Genomic DNA, 14,667 nt, shown 5'->3' on the forward strand with positions numbered 1-14,667 from the left:
TTTAGCAGAAACGAGAGCTTGCCCCAAGTTCCAGTCATGCACATGGGATCACGAACATACCTTGTACTATATCAAACGAAAGAAAGCGGGGCAATCTATGCGAACAGGTTCACAGATCGTCCGTGTTGCCTTTACCTACATTGGAACGGTTGTTGGAGCAGGGTTCGCTTCTGGACAGGAGATCCTGCAGTTCTTCACACGTTACGGCTGGCTAGCCACATTGACGATTGCTTTATCCAGCATCCTTTTCATCTGGATTGGCATTAAACTCATGCTGATGGCTCATGATCTGAAGGCAGCATCTTATGAGGATTTGAATCGGGCCATTTTTGGCCATAGAATTGGTAATGCCATTAGCTTGTTTATGATGATTGTCCTTTTTGGGATTACAACCGTCATGCTCGCCGGGGGCGGAACGGTCTTTGAAGAACAGCTGCACCTCTCTTACCAAACAGGACTATTCGTGACATTAGTTCTCGCCTATTTCGTATTGTCCCGCGGAATTGGCGCTATTATGACAGTGAATTCAATCGTCGTTCCCATCATGCTGCTATTCAGCTTGGTCATCGTCGTTTATACGTGGCATTCGCCATCTTCAGGAAACTGGCTGCGCATTACAAGCGATGATCCGTTAGAAAAAATATGGTTCGCACCTTTCCTCTATACCGCCTTTAACTTGGCGATGGCCCAAGCCGTACTCGTTCCAATGGGAGCATCCATCCGCAACAGATCTGTTCTATACTGGGGCGGACTCCTTGGCGGTACAGGCATTGGTCTGCTTCTGTTATCTGCACATTACGCACTCTCTGCGCAAATGCCAGGTATCGCACAATTCGAGATCCCAATGGGAAATATTATTACCCGACTAGGGTCCGTGCCGCAAGTTGCTTATTTACTCGTTATATACGGTGAAATTTTCACAACCTTTATTGCTGACGCTTACGGCTTGTCCCAGCAGCTTCAGCAGCGCGTGAAACTAAACCCTAAGGTAATCCTCGTCAGTATCCTTGGGCTAAGCTATTTAATCAGTCAAATAGGATTCAAAATATTACTTTCCGCATTGTATCCCCTATTTGGCTTTATCAGTGTTATCTGGCTCGTTCTGATGATCTGGCGAAACCGTAACCGTGCGATGTAGGGCTCCTGACTGAATAAAACCAAGTACGACAACCAATCGTACAAACAACAGAAGCATGCCCATAGCAGAAATAATGATTCCTGTGAGCAGGTAGGAGAAATAGAAATTGGCAATAACCGTTTGATCTCGCCAAACCGCAAATAACTCGGCTAACAACAGTAAAAGACCGATGATAAATAATAAGATTACTGCGTAATCAATGACCGTCCATTTTGAAAAGTATTTGACGGCAATTTCCACCTGACCTGCTGGTTTTGGTGCTGCTCCCTGCTGCTTCCAAAGCTGATGAACCATCCAAGCTGTATATATGCCAACCCCTGTTACAAAAAGGCCCAGCAGGCCACCTATAATGGCTAATATCATGTTCATAAAGCTGATCCCCCCTCTTTATTCAACCCTTATTTGCTGCTAGCCATGACGCAACCCATAAATGAGAACAAGCGTTAATAGGAAACAGAAGACTGGAAGCGAATAAAGTAAGGGGAGAAGCAGCCAGCTTGGAAGACTCATGGCTGGAAGCCAAAACAGCTGGAGACGCTTTTCTCCAACATGACACTCAACTTCCAAGGATGATTTGACCGCTAAAGCTTCCGATGCCCCTTCATTCCATTCGATCTTCCCCTTCTTCCATCCGACCTGATAGGTAATTTCCCGATGGTCTTTCCTCTTATCGTTTCCTGATTCCACTTTCGATTCCTCCATTGTTAACGCTTCTACAAACGAATTAAGCGATTTCCGGGAATAACTCTTGCTGCCGCATCTCGCACGTGGCCGTGACAGGTAAAGAGCAGAACTTGATGCCTGCTGCTTAAGTCTGCAAGGACACGCAAACAGTTCTCCATCCGTTCCTCATCGAAATTGACGAGAATATCGTCCATCACAAGCGGTAAAATAGCCTTTCCAGCATACTCCTCGACGAGTGCAAAGCGCATGGATAAGTAGAGCTGCTCTGCCGTTCCCCGACTAAGCTGACTCGTATCAAGCGACTCTCCATTCGTTCGTATTGCGACTAGACGCTGCTCTCCGAATGGCGCTTTGACATGGGTGAAGGCACCGTTCGTCATCTTCGCAAAGTAATCCGATGCTCGCAGAAGAACGCCGGGCTGCCGTTCATGCTCATAAACATCGCGGGCTTTCTTCATTAGCAGTGAAGCGAATGAAGCTACAGCATATTGATCAACTTGCTGTCGAATGGTCGCTCTATAAGCTTCGGCTTGAAGAAGATGGTCTGCATGTTCTGAGCCTGTCTCCAGCTTCTCAATTTGTCCTGATAGCTTACCAACAACCTCTCGAAGTTCATTCGTTTCATGGGCAGTAGCGGTTAATTGGTCTTGGAGGGATGCCATTTGAAGTGCGATATCATCTTCTCCATGGGTTTCCAATAGCTCGGTGTAGCTGGCAAGTAATGAGCGGCTGAGTAACGTTTCGAGCGAGGATTCCAGCAATGTTTGTTCTTCCGTCAGTTTCCTTCGTTCTTCCTGCTCTCTCTGATGAATACGAAGTTCTTCACCGTCACTTGCAGAGGCTTCCTGTAAAAGTTGTTCCAACCGAGCTTGTGTACGCTGCTCGTTTGACTGTAGAAGCTGCAGCTCTTGCTCGGTTTCCAAATAAAGCTGTTCGCCATGCTTCTTCTCCGCAAGCAGCTTCAGTTGTTCTTGCTCCTGCTCTTTCCAGCGTTTGAGCGCGAATACGGGTTCTTGACGTACCTCTGGTGAAAACCGAAGAAGTGAACCGACTGTTTTTTCATAGTGATCGATGTTCGTTACTAATGTCTCAAGCTTGGACTCCAGCTTATGAAGCTGACGAAGACTTTCCTGCCCTTGCTCAATCGTCTGGAATGTTTCTAGCAGAGCGTCCACTGATAACTGCGAACTTAGTCCAAGCGATTGCAGCCAATGACTCCAATCCGATTGGAGCTGATCTGACTCCATCACAAGCTGCTCGAAATAGCCACTGCGCTGATCTTCTTGCTGCCGAAGAGATTGCAGCATCTCCTTCGTATCCTGCAGCTTCTCTAGTTTACGAAGCAGCTCACTGCGTTGTTGTTTATTTTGGTCAGCTTCTCGCATCCATGCATCCAGTTGAGGCTGGAGCACCTCAAGAGGGATTGATGCGGAACGGCCCACCGAAGTAGCAGTTGATGCTGCCGCAGCTTCAACATAGCCCGTTTGCTGCTGGGCAAAAGTCTGGATTTGTTCTTGCAGGCGGCGCTCCAGCAAGCGAAGTTCATCGCTCAGACTTTCATCCCTGATCGGGGATGAAGTCATCGCTCGGGAAGAGCGATTCTCTGTCGCTGCACGATCAGAAACAAGCATATAGAGTGCAGTACCAGCAAATAAAAGAAAAGCGCAGAGAGCTGCCACCCAGCTGCTCTGCCATAACAGCAATAATGGCGCCAACACGGCCAATAGGCCGGATATGAATATGAAGCGCTGACGAAGTCTCCTCGAGGCCGTTTTGCCAGCTTTCGCTGCTTCTTCCAGAGTAAACTGAAACTGGTTTTCCACAGCATCGCGTTCTTTTTGATGTGCAAGCTCTCTCACAAGCTGCTGCCAGCGCGCATAATCTCTCGCTATAAGTTGCAAAGCAGAAGATGGGTCTGCTCCTCCCCAACCGGGAGAGGCTGAACTATCTGTTCTTACCCCGCTTTTATGTAAATCGGATTCCAAGCTCCTTACCGTATCTTGGTCGCGTTTGACCTGCTGCTGCAGACTCTCCAGCTCTGTTCTGACGCGCAGCTCACTGTCCTTGCACTTATGAAACTGTGCTTTGTAAGCTCGTACCTGTTCACGCAGGGAAATCGTTACCGAGAAAGAGGCTAAATCTGTCTCCTCCCAGTGAACATCTATTTGTTTAAGCAGCCTGTCTACCTGCGCACGTTGGTGCTCCTGCTCCACGCGCATTTGATCCACGCTGCGTTTATTCTCTTCATATATGGCTGTTTGCTCCAGCCAATGATTCAGCTCGATCTGATGCTCGAGCAGATCAGGCACAAGCTCTATGGCGCGTAGCTGGCTCGTTAGGCTTTCCTGCCGCAGTAGGAGCCGAGTGCGCTCCGCATGGATGCGCTCCAGCTCTGCCTCGAGCGCGTCAAGCCTTGCCGAGGCATGCTCGGGGAAGCCCGCCAGCGCAGGCAGCGCCGCCAGCTCCTGGCCGATCTGACGCAAGCGGATCCATCCGCTGCGCGCCTTGCCGGCCAGGCCAAGCTTGTGCAGCTCCGCGCGCAGCGACTCCTGCTGCCCCTCCAAGGCAGCAATGCGCTCCTCCGCGGAGCGGCGCTCCGCCAACAGCCGATCGTAGTCGGCTGCGGGGTCCCGGCTGCGGCGCAGCGACTGCTCCAGACCCTCAAGCTCCTTCAGGAGACGGTTCATCTCCTGATTGCGCCCGCGGGGTCTGTACAGGCTGTCGGCCTGCGCCGTCAGCTTGCGCTCGGCCTCCATAATGGCCGAGCCGCTCACACCAAGCCCAGCGCTATATAGATAGCCGCTGAGCTCGTCTATCTGCAGGGTGCGCAGCTCCTGCAGCTCGGTTAAACCGAAAGCGAACAAGCTGCGGAAGAGGTCGGCCGATAGGCCGCCCAGCAGCGTGTTCAGCAGGTCTTCACCCCCGGTGGTGCCATCACCGAGGGTGACCTTGACGAGCCCCGCAGAGGCTCGTCTGCCGCCTGCGGCGGGCGCATCGTAGCGCTCGACACGAATGAGCTGACCCTGCTCATCGAGCAGGGTTAGCGCTCCTCCATGGGCGCCGCCGCCCAGCGGCTCGTATCGTTCCAACCGGCTCTGACGAGTTGGAAAGCCGAACAGCACCGCGCGGACGAAGCCCATGAGCGTGCTCTTGCCCGCTTCGTTGGCGCCATAAAACAGCACCAGCGGGCTATCGGTATCAAGCTGCCGCTCGCGCAGGCTGCCGAAACCTTGAACCTGCATGGATACGATTCTCATCCATGTCACCCCCCATCCGCGGACAACAGGTCCGCGGCTAATTCTTGTGCGGCGCGCAGCCACTCGAGCAGCCGTTCAGGCTCAGCCGCAGCCGGATCACCGGCTGCTTGCGGCAAGCTCTGCAGCGCGGCCAGCGCCTCGCTTGCAAACAAAGCAAGCGCTTCGTCGTCGCCTTGCAGCGCAGCCGAATACCGCAGGAGGTCGCCAAGGAAGCTCTTCTCCTGCTGTAAGGCCTCGAGGTCGAGTTCACTTGCCGTTCGGTCCTCAATGGATTCCACCCAGACGAAGCGGCTCCGCTCATCTTCTTCCTCACGCAGTTCGGCGGTCAGCTCCTGCAGAGCCCGCCCTTTGCGCAGCAAGCTATGCACCGCGCTGCGCCCTTCCAGAACAAGTCGGACGACGGCATCTCTGCCGTCCGCCTCTGCTCTAATCCGCTCAAGCTGCTCACCGAGCCGGTCTTTCAATTCCTGCTCTGTCTGTATGCCTGCCACAGACAGCCGCTCTAGGAACCAACGAACCTGATCCAACGCATGAAAGGTGAGCTCAGCTCGTCCATACTCAGTCATATCGACAATGTAACACCCACGTGGTCCTGTTTCCCGAATACTTCGGCCCTGCAGGTTCCCTGGGTAAACAATCGCCGGCTGTTGATGAAGCACGTTCCTCGTATGTACATGGCCTAACGCCCAGTAGTTCATACCTGCTTCAAGCAAATCCTGCTTGCTGCAAGGGGCATAATTGTCATGACCGGGATCACCGTCGACATTCGTATGTAATAGGCCGATCTGACATACCTTTTCTCGGCCGACTTTAAATTTAACAGCTAAATTATCCGTTACCCCAGCGCTTCGATACGAAATGCCATGAATCTGGGCAATGACGCCGCGATGCGGCTTTTCCACGTTAATCGTCTCCACTTGATCGCACGCAAAAAAATGGACTGCTGCCGGCCAATCCAGCTTCGCGGCACGTCCATCCTCCGGGTCATGATTACCATGAATAATGTAAGTAGGAATTCCTTGCTCTTCTAATTGCTCCAATGCTTTCTGGAAGCGAATTTGAGCGCGCAAGGAGCGATCGGATAAATCATATACATCCCCACTAATGAGTACAAAATCTACCTGCTCTTGTATCGCTAAAGCCACGAGTTCCTTGAGCGCTTCAAACGTTGATTCTCGTATTCGCTCACGAACCCGTTCAGGCAGCGCCGACATGCCTTTGAACGGACTGTCCAGATGCAGGTCGGCGGCATGCATAAACCGCAGTCGTTTCATCGCTCTAACGCCTTCCTATTCAGCTTTTTTAACTATCCGCACTATCATCGTCATTTGGTTGTACAGCGGCTTGATAACTTTCATACACACTTTTCAGCTGCCGAAGCACTCGGTTCAATGAGTAGGTTTTCTTCGCCTTCTCCCAAGCAGTTCGTGCTAAATTGTAGCGGAAAGTAGGATCAATGACGACTTTTTCCAGAGCATGGCTAAGCGCCATCGCATCACCAACCGGCACAAGCAAGCCGTTATGTCCATGTTCGATTTGCTCAGCAATCCCTCCGACGTCGGTTCCAATCAACGCTAACCAGCATAGTGCTGCCTCCGCAAATACAGACCCGAATGCCTCCGCGCGCGATGGCAGAACGAATACATCAAAGAACGGCATAAATTCTTCTGGATGCAGCATATAGCCGTAGAAAATTGTTTCTTCGTAAATATTATGCTGAATCGCCAGTTTCTCAAGTTCTTCTCGGCTTGGTCCATCACCAATAATATGTAAAACGAAGGGATGACCGCGTTTTTTCAACTCTCCGCAAGCAATCAACAGTGTATCGAGCCCTTTGGCAGGCACTAAACGGCAAACGGTTATGAACTGCGTAACTGGATTTTCATGTGAAATCGGACGAAAACGCTTTTCATCAAAACCATTTGGAATAACGCCTATCCGTTCACTATCCTGCATATATTCCGCCATATATTGCTTGAACGAGTTAGAGACCGTGATCATCTGATCGACTCTCGCTTCAAGCTCTCCGTAAATTTGAGTAAGGAATTGATGCTCCACGCCATTCTCCTGAATACGTCCATTCAAAATAAGTTCTCTCTCAAAACTGGAGTGAATGGTCAAGATGACGGGTGTTTCCGGATAAATCTGCTTCATGGCAAGTGCCGCAATCGGATGATGGGCATGGATAATATCATACTTTTTGGAAATTCTCAACTTCGTCCACCAAACATAATCCTTGTACGTCTGAATGTATTTATCAACGATCGGGTTTCCGGCATACTTCCGCCAATCAAAAGTGGCGAACTCCACTTCCTCAGTACCCTTGCCACGAATCCGCTTAGGTAGCGAAAATAATTCCATTTCCCAGCCTTTTTTATTAAAACGGTCCAATATATAGGGAACCATGGATGACACCCCACCCGGCTGTTCCGGGGGGAAAAACAATGCTTGCAATATGTTCATTGCATGAGCCCCTCTCCCAAATCCTTGAGCTTACCTTCTTATTGTAACTTGTGTGCGCCGAATAGAAAAGAGAACACCTGTCGAGCCCTTACAATCGTTTCTATCCCTCTCTCGCATTTTCCTTTATAATAGATTCATTACATGTCGAAAAACAGGGGATTTTGGAGGAAAGTATGAAAGTTGTTGATCTGCTTTTCGGTGATTTAGCTTCATTATTATCGAATGCCATTATCGTTGTCATTGTTGCCCTTATGTTCGTGATCTCTCTTCGATTATTTCTAGACCGTCGCAAAAAAGGCTACATGTCGATGACCATTTCACTAGTTATTGTAGGCATTCATTACCTTCTCCAGTTATATTTAACACTTAGCGATATGGATACAAGTTTAACCGCCTATATGCGGCTAATGCTTAAAATAATATCGTTCATCCTTATTAACATGGGGATCTATCAATTATACAATCGCACGAATCGTAAACAGTACATATTCTTCTATGGCTTAATGATTATGGGTTTTGTCGTTTCAATTCTTCATTTCAGTGTGCCAAATATGTATAGCGGCACGCAAGAGCAAGTTAGATTGCTTCAGGATATTGGTCTTGAGCTCTATGTATTTGTGCTGATCTTCCTATGTTTCTACACGATCCCACCGTACATCGGACAACAGGTCAAATACCAACTGGCACTGACGGTTTACTTTTTCATTCAATCTGTCCACCTTGTAAATGCCTATATGTATGGAAACGTTCAACCTGTGTTATCCATTGCAGCCAATGTCTTACCGATTATTTATTATTTTCTATTGTTTATGCTGCTATTTGAACGTGTCGTAGAGCTTATGCAGGCCATTTATAATTCATCCATAACGGACGGGCTTACACGTCTATATAATCGCAAATTTTTCTATAACCGCGTTGCGCAATATGTTGGACGGCATTTGCCTGTGTACATTTTGTTTAGCGACATTGATAATTTCAAGAAGCTAAATGATACCCAAGGTCATCAGATGGGGGACGATGTGCTCAAGCAGGTTGCGCTGATTATGAAAGAAGAAGCCGAAGAATGCGGCATTGCCGGCCGATACGGTGGCGAAGAGATGGTCGTCATGGTGACTGATCCTAGTGTCAAAATGGATGCATTTGCAGAACGCGTTCGCAGTCGAATTGAGAAGGAAACGATTGTAACCGCAAGTATCGGCTACAGCAAGTATAAGAATGGCCTAAGCGCCGAGGCGCTCATCAAACAGGCTGATGAAGCCATGTATCGAGCAAAAACAAGTGGCAAAAATAAGGTAGTGAAGTATGCCTAAATTGGCTAAATAAATAAAGGAAGTCCCAAGTAGCTATAGGGACTTCCCTTATTTATTGCGATAAAACCTTACTTATGTATGTCTGTAAATGACTGTTTACTTATGTAGTATTGTGATCTTACAGAAGGACAAAAAGAAGAGCAATGACCGCAGGCAAACCCTGTACCAGTAAAATCGACTTTTTTGCAGTTGCCCCGCCATACAAGGCAGCAATAATGACACAGATTAAGAAGAAGATCTCAATGGAACGACCCATGGATGCATCAGGGTGAACGAGTCCCCATACAAGACCAGCCGCAAGAAATCCATTGTATAAGCCTTGATTAGCAGCAAGTGATTTGGTTTCCGTGGCTTGTTCCTTCGTCAAGCCGAAGGCTTTCAAACCACGAGGTGTTGTCCATAAAAACATTTCCAAAATTAGAATGTAGATATGCTCTATGGCTACGATGCCAACAAATAGGGAAGCTAACATGAATATCTCCTCCTTTCACAGTCATTTTACTTGAAAAGCTATCTCTTGGCTACAGAGCAGATAGCCTTCATCCCCCTTGATGATCACGATATGTACTTACCTTGAAGTATGCCTCGTACCTCCAGGTAACTTAATCACCTATTTGTCAGTTCTTACATAAACCAGGGAATATCTTTATACTATAGATAGTTCTTATCCCATATTGCACTAGGAGGTTAACAAACATGCAATATCGCAAACTCGGTAACAGCGGTCTCAAAGTCAGTGAAATCAGTCTAGGCAGTTGGCTCACATACGGTGGTTATGTCGGGGAAGATCCTGCCGTCCGTTCTATTGAACAAGCTTATGATTTGGGTGTTAATTTCTTTGATACAGCTAACGTATACGAACGTGGTGAAGCAGAAAAAGTGATGGGCAAAGCACTCTCCTCCTATCCACGGGAATCCTATGTTCTAGCTACAAAAGTTTTTAATACGATGGGCGATGGTCCTAATGATCGCGGTTTATCCCGCAAGCATATTAAAGAACAGGCCGAATCCAGTCTACGTCGACTGAATGCGGATTACATTGATATCTACTATTGCCACCGTTATGACCCTGAAACTCCGCTAGAAGAAACTTTGCGTGCATTGGACGATTTGGTTACACAAGGCAAGGTACTCTACATTGGTGTGAGCGAATGGACACCTGCTCAGATTGTCGAAGCATATGCAATTGCTGACAAGCTTCTATTAGATAAGCTGATTGTTAATCAACCGATCTACAACCTTTTCAATCGTTACATTGAAAAAGAAATTATCCCACTTGGCGAGGCCAAGGGATTCGGTCAGGTTGTCTTTTCGCCGCTTGCACAGGGGCTTCTTACAGGCAAATATCGTGCAGGACAACCCATCGCAGCCGATAGCCGAGCAAGCAGCAAGAATTGGAGCGATAAGCAATTAAACGAAGCATTATTGAATAAAGTGTCACAATTATCCGGAATCGCCGATGAGCTTGGCATTAAGGTCTCTCAGCTGGCTATCGCTTGGATTCTCAGAAAAAACAATGTAGCAAGTGCCCTCGTTGGCGCTAGCCGCCCTGAGCAAGTCGTTGAAAATTGCGCAGCTAGCGGCATCCGCTTGACGGAAGATGTGTTACAAAAGGTGGAAGACATCCTTCAAGGATGAGAAGATTAGCTTGATGAAAATCCCTTACTGCGTGAGGGATTTTTCTTTTATTGATTATTTAAAAAGCCATCCAAGATGCTCGCATCTCGAATGGCTGTTCACTTATTTATTCATTTCCTTCATGAACGTGCTCTTTGCAAAACGCTTCTACTGCGGCAACTTCATCATCCTCTAAATCAAAATCCAAATAGAGTTGTGTCGTTTTCTCGTAAAGCTCATACTTCATAATCCCAGACTTTTCTTCTTCCACGCTATAGATCGCTCTAATATATAATCCGCTTTCGGAGTAAAGCTCATCATCTTCCTCAACTTCAATATCAATGAGAAATTCATATCGCTGCCCGGTCAAAATCCCAAATGGATCTTTCACTAATTCCACAGTGTAACTTGTCATTGTAAACATTGGACCACCCCTTCTTCATCTGCAGGTTATAGTATACCTGAAAATAAGAAAATAACTAAATTTTTCTGGAAGTACCTTTTCTTTTATTCTCCATCGTTACTCGATTTTTTCTGTTTTCGCGACCAGTTTTTAGGATTTAAGTACCGTCTATATTTTCTCGCCACTTCTTTACCAAGAATGATGCCGCCTGTCCAGAACGCAATCTCGCTAACGATAAGAAGACCAGCGATCCAACCAGCCATCCCACTTCCGGTATGAACGAAGAATGGAATCGTAAATGCCGACAAAAGAGCAATCGCAGAGACGATCAGCATCACAATACCCAGTTTTTTCAAATCAAATAACCCCCTACTTTCATCTCCTACGTTTCAACTCTACTTGCCTTGTCCCACTTTATCAAGTTTTATTATGAAAAAAGACCGCACAGCCTAAGGCTGTTGCGATCTTTTTTAAGCCATCTCGGTAACTATCTATTTGTTACTTAAGGCGCATTCGGTCCTACCTCTGTTACCACCAACGGATGTTTCCCGAAGGATGTGCTTGAAGAGCGTTCATCTGCTCCAATATCAGTGGCGGAGCGTGTTTCCCCATCTATATCCTCAGTCACAAAGGTGTAGGTTCCCAATGCAGCGTTTATCGCTGGACTGCTGGTTGACAATTTTTGCAACCCATTTACAGTTGTGAGCAAAGGATTTATTCCCCAAATTTGGGCAGCCGTCCTCGAACTATTATTGCTTACAGTGCTGCCAAAACCCATATTCCCTTCGAATAGGGTGTTGGTGGTCACAACTTCATCATAGAGGGTTCCCGTGGAATTTCTAACGATATTATTAGCCACTCTGCTGTCCTGAGTAGCATACGTTTTACTAGAACCAACAATAATTCCCGTCGTGCTGTTAACAATCGTATTGTTGACGACCTGCGCTCGGTAAATTTTCCACTGCGCTCTCAAGTCATCCGCCGTTGGATTTGAGGGGTACCCACTCGTACCTCCGTCATAATTACCATTGTCTAGAATAATGGCGTTAGCAGTAAGATTTTCCATGTAATTGTTGTATATCTTATGGTCGTTTCCATAAATACGGATTCCCGCTTCTTCCGTCTCTACACCATCGCCAAGGAAAAAGTTTCCATAAAATGAGTTGTTATGACCATGTCTTGAGGTGAGTCCTCCTTTGGAGGTCTTGAAAGTATTGTAGCGAACTGTGTTATTACTGCTTTTTACAGAAACGATTTCGGGTTCGCCATCGCAGTTCTCAAATAGATTGTACTGGATGGTATTAAACCCATTGGACAAGGAGATTCCCGATAATCCGAGGCGTATCGTTTCTTTGCCATTAGCAACCCATGGACCCACATCATGAAAGTAATTATATTCGATGACGTCATACTGAGAGATGTTCCCGTTACCATCGCCTTGATAAGCAATTAGAGGGTCCGTGTCGCTCTTGGGACCGAAGTCATTATGGTCGATTCGATTATGATGACTATTGACTCCGCTAACCTGAAGCCAGATTAGGTTTCCTCCAGTTGCTTGTAGTGCGAATTGATTTCGAGTAACTCGAATGTTATTGGATCCATCTAAGAGAAGGGCTGTATTTCCGGTATTTGTAAATTTAAGCCCCTCGATAACGACATTGGACGAGTTTTGAATTTGGAGAGAAGCCCCGCCAGAAATAATCGCCTGCCCTGGATTAGCGGCCTTGATCGTGATAGGGCTGCCTGCTGTGCCGTTTTTGTTGCTCAAGACGAAGGGGCCAGTTTGTGTGTAAGTCCCATTCGCAAGTACGATCGTGGTACCGGCACTTGCACTGCTTAAGGCCGAAGTTAACTCCCCTGATGTGGATACAGGAACACCTGGAGTAACAGGAGCAACACCATAGATTTCTACCTCATTATAACTGTTCCATGCGTTGACGGAGTTACCATGTCCAACAATACGCACATAACGGACTGGCGTTACATCAGGGAAGTCAAAAGTCTGTAAGCTTGTATTCAAACTGCTGGTCACGTTAGCCTGAACTGTTGTAAAATTCACGTTATCGGTGGAAGTTTGAATATCAAAACTGGAAGTTCTTGTATCCCCGCTTAAAAATGCAATCTTAATGAAGGAGACCTTGACACTCGAACCCAAATCGTACTTGATCCATTGCCCGTCACCACTTGCAGACCAGCGGGTCGTTAAGTTTCCATCCACCGTATTGGCAGCTACGTTCCCATCATCCGCACTCGCAGTCACGCCTGATGTCGCAACCGACAATTTAGCGTCCGCCGCATAACCTGAAAAAGGGATCATGGCAAGAAACAAACTAACCAATAACATAACAATGCCTGCTTTTTTTCCTTTTCCCATTCATACATCTCCCTTGATTTCATTTTCACATCAACCAATCCCTATTAACCTTTAAGCTCCTTTCATTGTCTTCGAGTGCGCACTCTCCCTCAATTTTATATAAATCATGGAGATAATAAATCTTCATAATCGTAAATTCATCTTTAAAATCGAAACTCCACACCCTCATTACCTAATCTGGCTATTCAAATATGGATGTAAACGTCAAAAAGGGAGTGTCCTCAGTTACCAGACATCCCTTCGCGGCCTTGCCTCCACATTCTTATAACCAAAGCAGTGGTTGTCGGATGGCCATATTTCGACGCACCTCTGAACTCGCCGGGCTTTTATCCAGCTCGTGCCACAGCTTCAGCAAATCATCAGATTCGTAAGCAAGCCCTGCGAGTAATAGAAACGATATCCCTACAGGCCACTCTTCAAAGCACTCCACATCATGTCTGTAAGGCCATGCAGCTTTATTCATCAAATATAGCGTCAAAAAATCGATTCCCTTCCGGATTCCCCTTCCATCGGGTAATTGATAATCCCATAGGTTATCGTTCGGAGTCGATAGGATATGACAAAGAGTGACCAGATTATCCAATGCGAAGATGGAATAGGCGTAAGGCTTAGTTCGCGCCAATTCCATCGGCAAGCTGCCGTTCTGATCCATTTGTTCAGCCAGCAGACGAGTCTTGAATTGTTCCCGGCAAAAGACAAGCATTTGTTGATTTCCAGTCATCCGTCCAAATGCCGCTGCTTGCACGAACCAGCAGATCCCATGATTATTGGACGCGTCCCTTTCCTCCATACCTTGATGGTGCGTGCTCATCCAATTCAAGTAATTGGAGAACCAGTCCACTATGCCCAACCTTGTAGATTCCTCCAAACTCAATGCTCTTTGTAGAACTTCAACGGCAACCGTAACATCGATCAAATGAAGTGTATCGATAATCCCGATTCCCCTTCCCTCACATACGCCAGGAATCGCTTGGGCATACAGCAGATGCGGATTCATTCGGGTCTGTTCATCCAAGAAAAACCCCTTCAAAAGCTGTATCGCTTTTGCCGCATACCGTTCGTCCTCCGTAATCCGATAGGCCGAAGCCAGCCTAACCACATGCGACCTCATAAGCCGCAGCGTGCTCCGGTGATGATCGAAATTGCCAGGATTACTTTCACCATCGCGGCGAATATACGGCAGCCCATCCTTCGTATCCGGATTAGGCCACCAGTAGTCTCCATTCGAATAATAATCATGCAAACCTCCTGGACTTCCAAAAGCAATATGATCTGTTAAATGGATCATCGGGGCGTGAAGCGATTCCTCCGCATCATGGAGAATTCTGTCCATATCAAAGTAATCTTTCCATTGTTCCTTCTTTAACTTTAAGATCCCCATCATCAGGTTCCTCCCCTGCGGCTACTATCCTTCTACGCCT

The 14,667-nt window shown here is 47.2% G+C and carries 13 protein-coding genes; 3 read left to right on the forward strand and 10 right to left on the reverse strand.

Annotation, left to right across the window (positions count from 1 at the left end; translation table 11 throughout):
- The first annotated feature begins 97 nt into the window (after positions 1-97).
- The gene (locus QFZ81_RS24600; protein WP_307440653.1) at positions 98-1,138 is read left to right on the forward strand and encodes a YkvI family membrane protein; all 1,041 of its coding nucleotides are present in this window, start codon (positions 98-100) and stop codon (positions 1,136-1,138) included.
- On the opposite strand, the gene QFZ81_RS24605 is transcribed toward QFZ81_RS24600, so the two are convergent.
- The 5 genes from QFZ81_RS24605 to QFZ81_RS24625 are packed head-to-tail and all read right to left on the reverse strand — an operon-like array spanning position 1,070 to position 7,542.
- On the reverse strand, positions 1,070-1,507 hold the full coding sequence (locus QFZ81_RS24605) for a hypothetical protein (protein ID WP_307605203.1): 438 nt from the start codon (positions 1,505-1,507) through the stop codon (positions 1,070-1,072). The genes QFZ81_RS24600 and QFZ81_RS24605 overlap by 69 nt on opposite strands.
- Before the next feature lie 39 nt (positions 1,508-1,546).
- Entirely contained in the window at positions 1,547-1,825 is a 279-nt protein-coding gene (locus tag QFZ81_RS24610) for a hypothetical protein (RefSeq protein ID WP_307440649.1), read from the reverse strand.
- Between the two features lie 26 nt (positions 1,826-1,851).
- A complete protein-coding gene (locus QFZ81_RS24615) occupies positions 1,852-5,079 on the reverse strand; it encodes an AAA family ATPase (RefSeq protein WP_307605205.1) in 3,228 nt (1,075 codons plus the stop codon).
- 5 nt (positions 5,080-5,084) lie between these two features.
- Positions 5,085-6,353, reverse strand: coding sequence for a metallophosphoesterase family protein (locus QFZ81_RS24620; protein ID WP_307440645.1), 1,269 nt, complete (start codon positions 6,351-6,353; stop codon positions 5,085-5,087).
- Between the two features lie 28 nt (positions 6,354-6,381).
- Positions 6,382-7,542, reverse strand: coding sequence for a glycosyltransferase family 4 protein (locus QFZ81_RS24625; protein ID WP_307440643.1), 1,161 nt, complete (start codon positions 7,540-7,542; stop codon positions 6,382-6,384).
- Between the two features lie 173 nt (positions 7,543-7,715).
- Here QFZ81_RS24625 and QFZ81_RS24630 point away from each other — a divergent pair, with 173 nt between their 5' ends.
- Positions 7,716-8,852 (forward strand): GGDEF domain-containing protein, encoded by a 1,137-nt coding sequence (locus QFZ81_RS24630; RefSeq protein WP_307440641.1) that lies wholly within the window; start codon positions 7,716-7,718, stop codon positions 8,850-8,852.
- 118 nt (positions 8,853-8,970) lie between these two features.
- On the opposite strand, the gene QFZ81_RS24635 is transcribed toward QFZ81_RS24630, so the two are convergent.
- Positions 8,971-9,330, reverse strand: a complete 360-nt coding sequence (locus tag QFZ81_RS24635) for a DUF1304 domain-containing protein (protein WP_307449517.1) — start codon at positions 9,328-9,330, stop codon at positions 8,971-8,973.
- Positions 9,331-9,548: 218 nt separating this feature from the next.
- Between QFZ81_RS24635 and QFZ81_RS24640 the strand changes: the two genes are divergently transcribed.
- On the forward strand, positions 9,549-10,490 hold the full coding sequence (locus QFZ81_RS24640) for an aldo/keto reductase family protein (RefSeq protein WP_307605207.1): 942 nt from the start codon (positions 9,549-9,551) through the stop codon (positions 10,488-10,490).
- Between the two features lie 106 nt (positions 10,491-10,596).
- Here the strand turns inward: QFZ81_RS24640 and QFZ81_RS24645 are convergent, their stop codons facing one another.
- The 4 genes from QFZ81_RS24645 to QFZ81_RS24660 all read right to left on the reverse strand — a co-directional run bounded on the left by QFZ81_RS24645 (position 10,597) and on the right by QFZ81_RS24660 (position 14,630).
- Entirely contained in the window at positions 10,597-10,893 is a 297-nt protein-coding gene (locus QFZ81_RS24645) for a DUF6509 family protein (protein ID WP_307440635.1), read from the reverse strand.
- Positions 10,894-10,976: 83 nt separating this feature from the next.
- On the reverse strand, positions 10,977-11,228 hold the full coding sequence (locus QFZ81_RS24650; RefSeq protein ID WP_307440633.1) for a transporter suffix domain-containing protein: 252 nt from the start codon (positions 11,226-11,228) through the stop codon (positions 10,977-10,979).
- A gap of 146 nt (positions 11,229-11,374) precedes the next feature.
- The gene (locus QFZ81_RS24655) at positions 11,375-13,246 is read right to left on the reverse strand and encodes a chondroitinase-B domain-containing protein (protein WP_307605209.1); all 1,872 of its coding nucleotides are present in this window, start codon (positions 13,244-13,246) and stop codon (positions 11,375-11,377) included.
- Between the two features lie 262 nt (positions 13,247-13,508).
- The gene (locus tag QFZ81_RS24660) at positions 13,509-14,630 is read right to left on the reverse strand and encodes an alginate lyase family protein (RefSeq protein ID WP_307605211.1); all 1,122 of its coding nucleotides are present in this window, start codon (positions 14,628-14,630) and stop codon (positions 13,509-13,511) included.
- Positions 14,631-14,667 lie beyond the last annotated feature (37 nt).

Origin of the sequence: Paenibacillus sp. V4I9 (genome assembly GCF_030817295.1) — a bacterium.
Classification (GTDB): domain Bacteria; phylum Bacillota; class Bacilli; order Paenibacillales; family NBRC-103111; genus Paenibacillus_E.

Coding starts and splice junctions, on each gene's coding strand:
- QFZ81_RS24645 (WP_307440635.1), bottom strand. CDS start 10,893: ATGTTTACAATGACAAGTTACACTGTGGAATTAGTGAAAGATCCATTT.
- QFZ81_RS24600 (WP_307440653.1), top strand. CDS start 98: ATGCGAACAGGTTCACAGATCGTCCGTGTTGCCTTTACCTACATTGGA.
- QFZ81_RS24655 (WP_307605209.1), bottom strand. CDS start 13,246: ATGGGAAAAGGAAAAAAAGCAGGCATTGTTATGTTATTGGTTAGTTTG.
- QFZ81_RS24640 (WP_307605207.1), top strand. CDS start 9,549: ATGCAATATCGCAAACTCGGTAACAGCGGTCTCAAAGTCAGTGAAATC.
- QFZ81_RS24620 (WP_307440645.1), bottom strand. CDS start 6,353: ATGAAACGACTGCGGTTTATGCATGCCGCCGACCTGCATCTGGACAGT.
- QFZ81_RS24660 (WP_307605211.1), bottom strand. CDS start 14,630: ATGATGGGGATCTTAAAGTTAAAGAAGGAACAATGGAAAGATTACTTT.
- QFZ81_RS24630 (WP_307440641.1), top strand. CDS start 7,716: ATGAAAGTTGTTGATCTGCTTTTCGGTGATTTAGCTTCATTATTATCG.
- QFZ81_RS24625 (WP_307440643.1), bottom strand. CDS start 7,542: ATGAACATATTGCAAGCATTGTTTTTCCCCCCGGAACAGCCGGGTGGG.
- QFZ81_RS24605 (WP_307605203.1), bottom strand. CDS start 1,507: ATGAACATGATATTAGCCATTATAGGTGGCCTGCTGGGCCTTTTTGTA.
- QFZ81_RS24615 (WP_307605205.1), bottom strand. CDS start 5,079: ATGAGAATCGTATCCATGCAGGTTCAAGGTTTCGGCAGCCTGCGCGAG.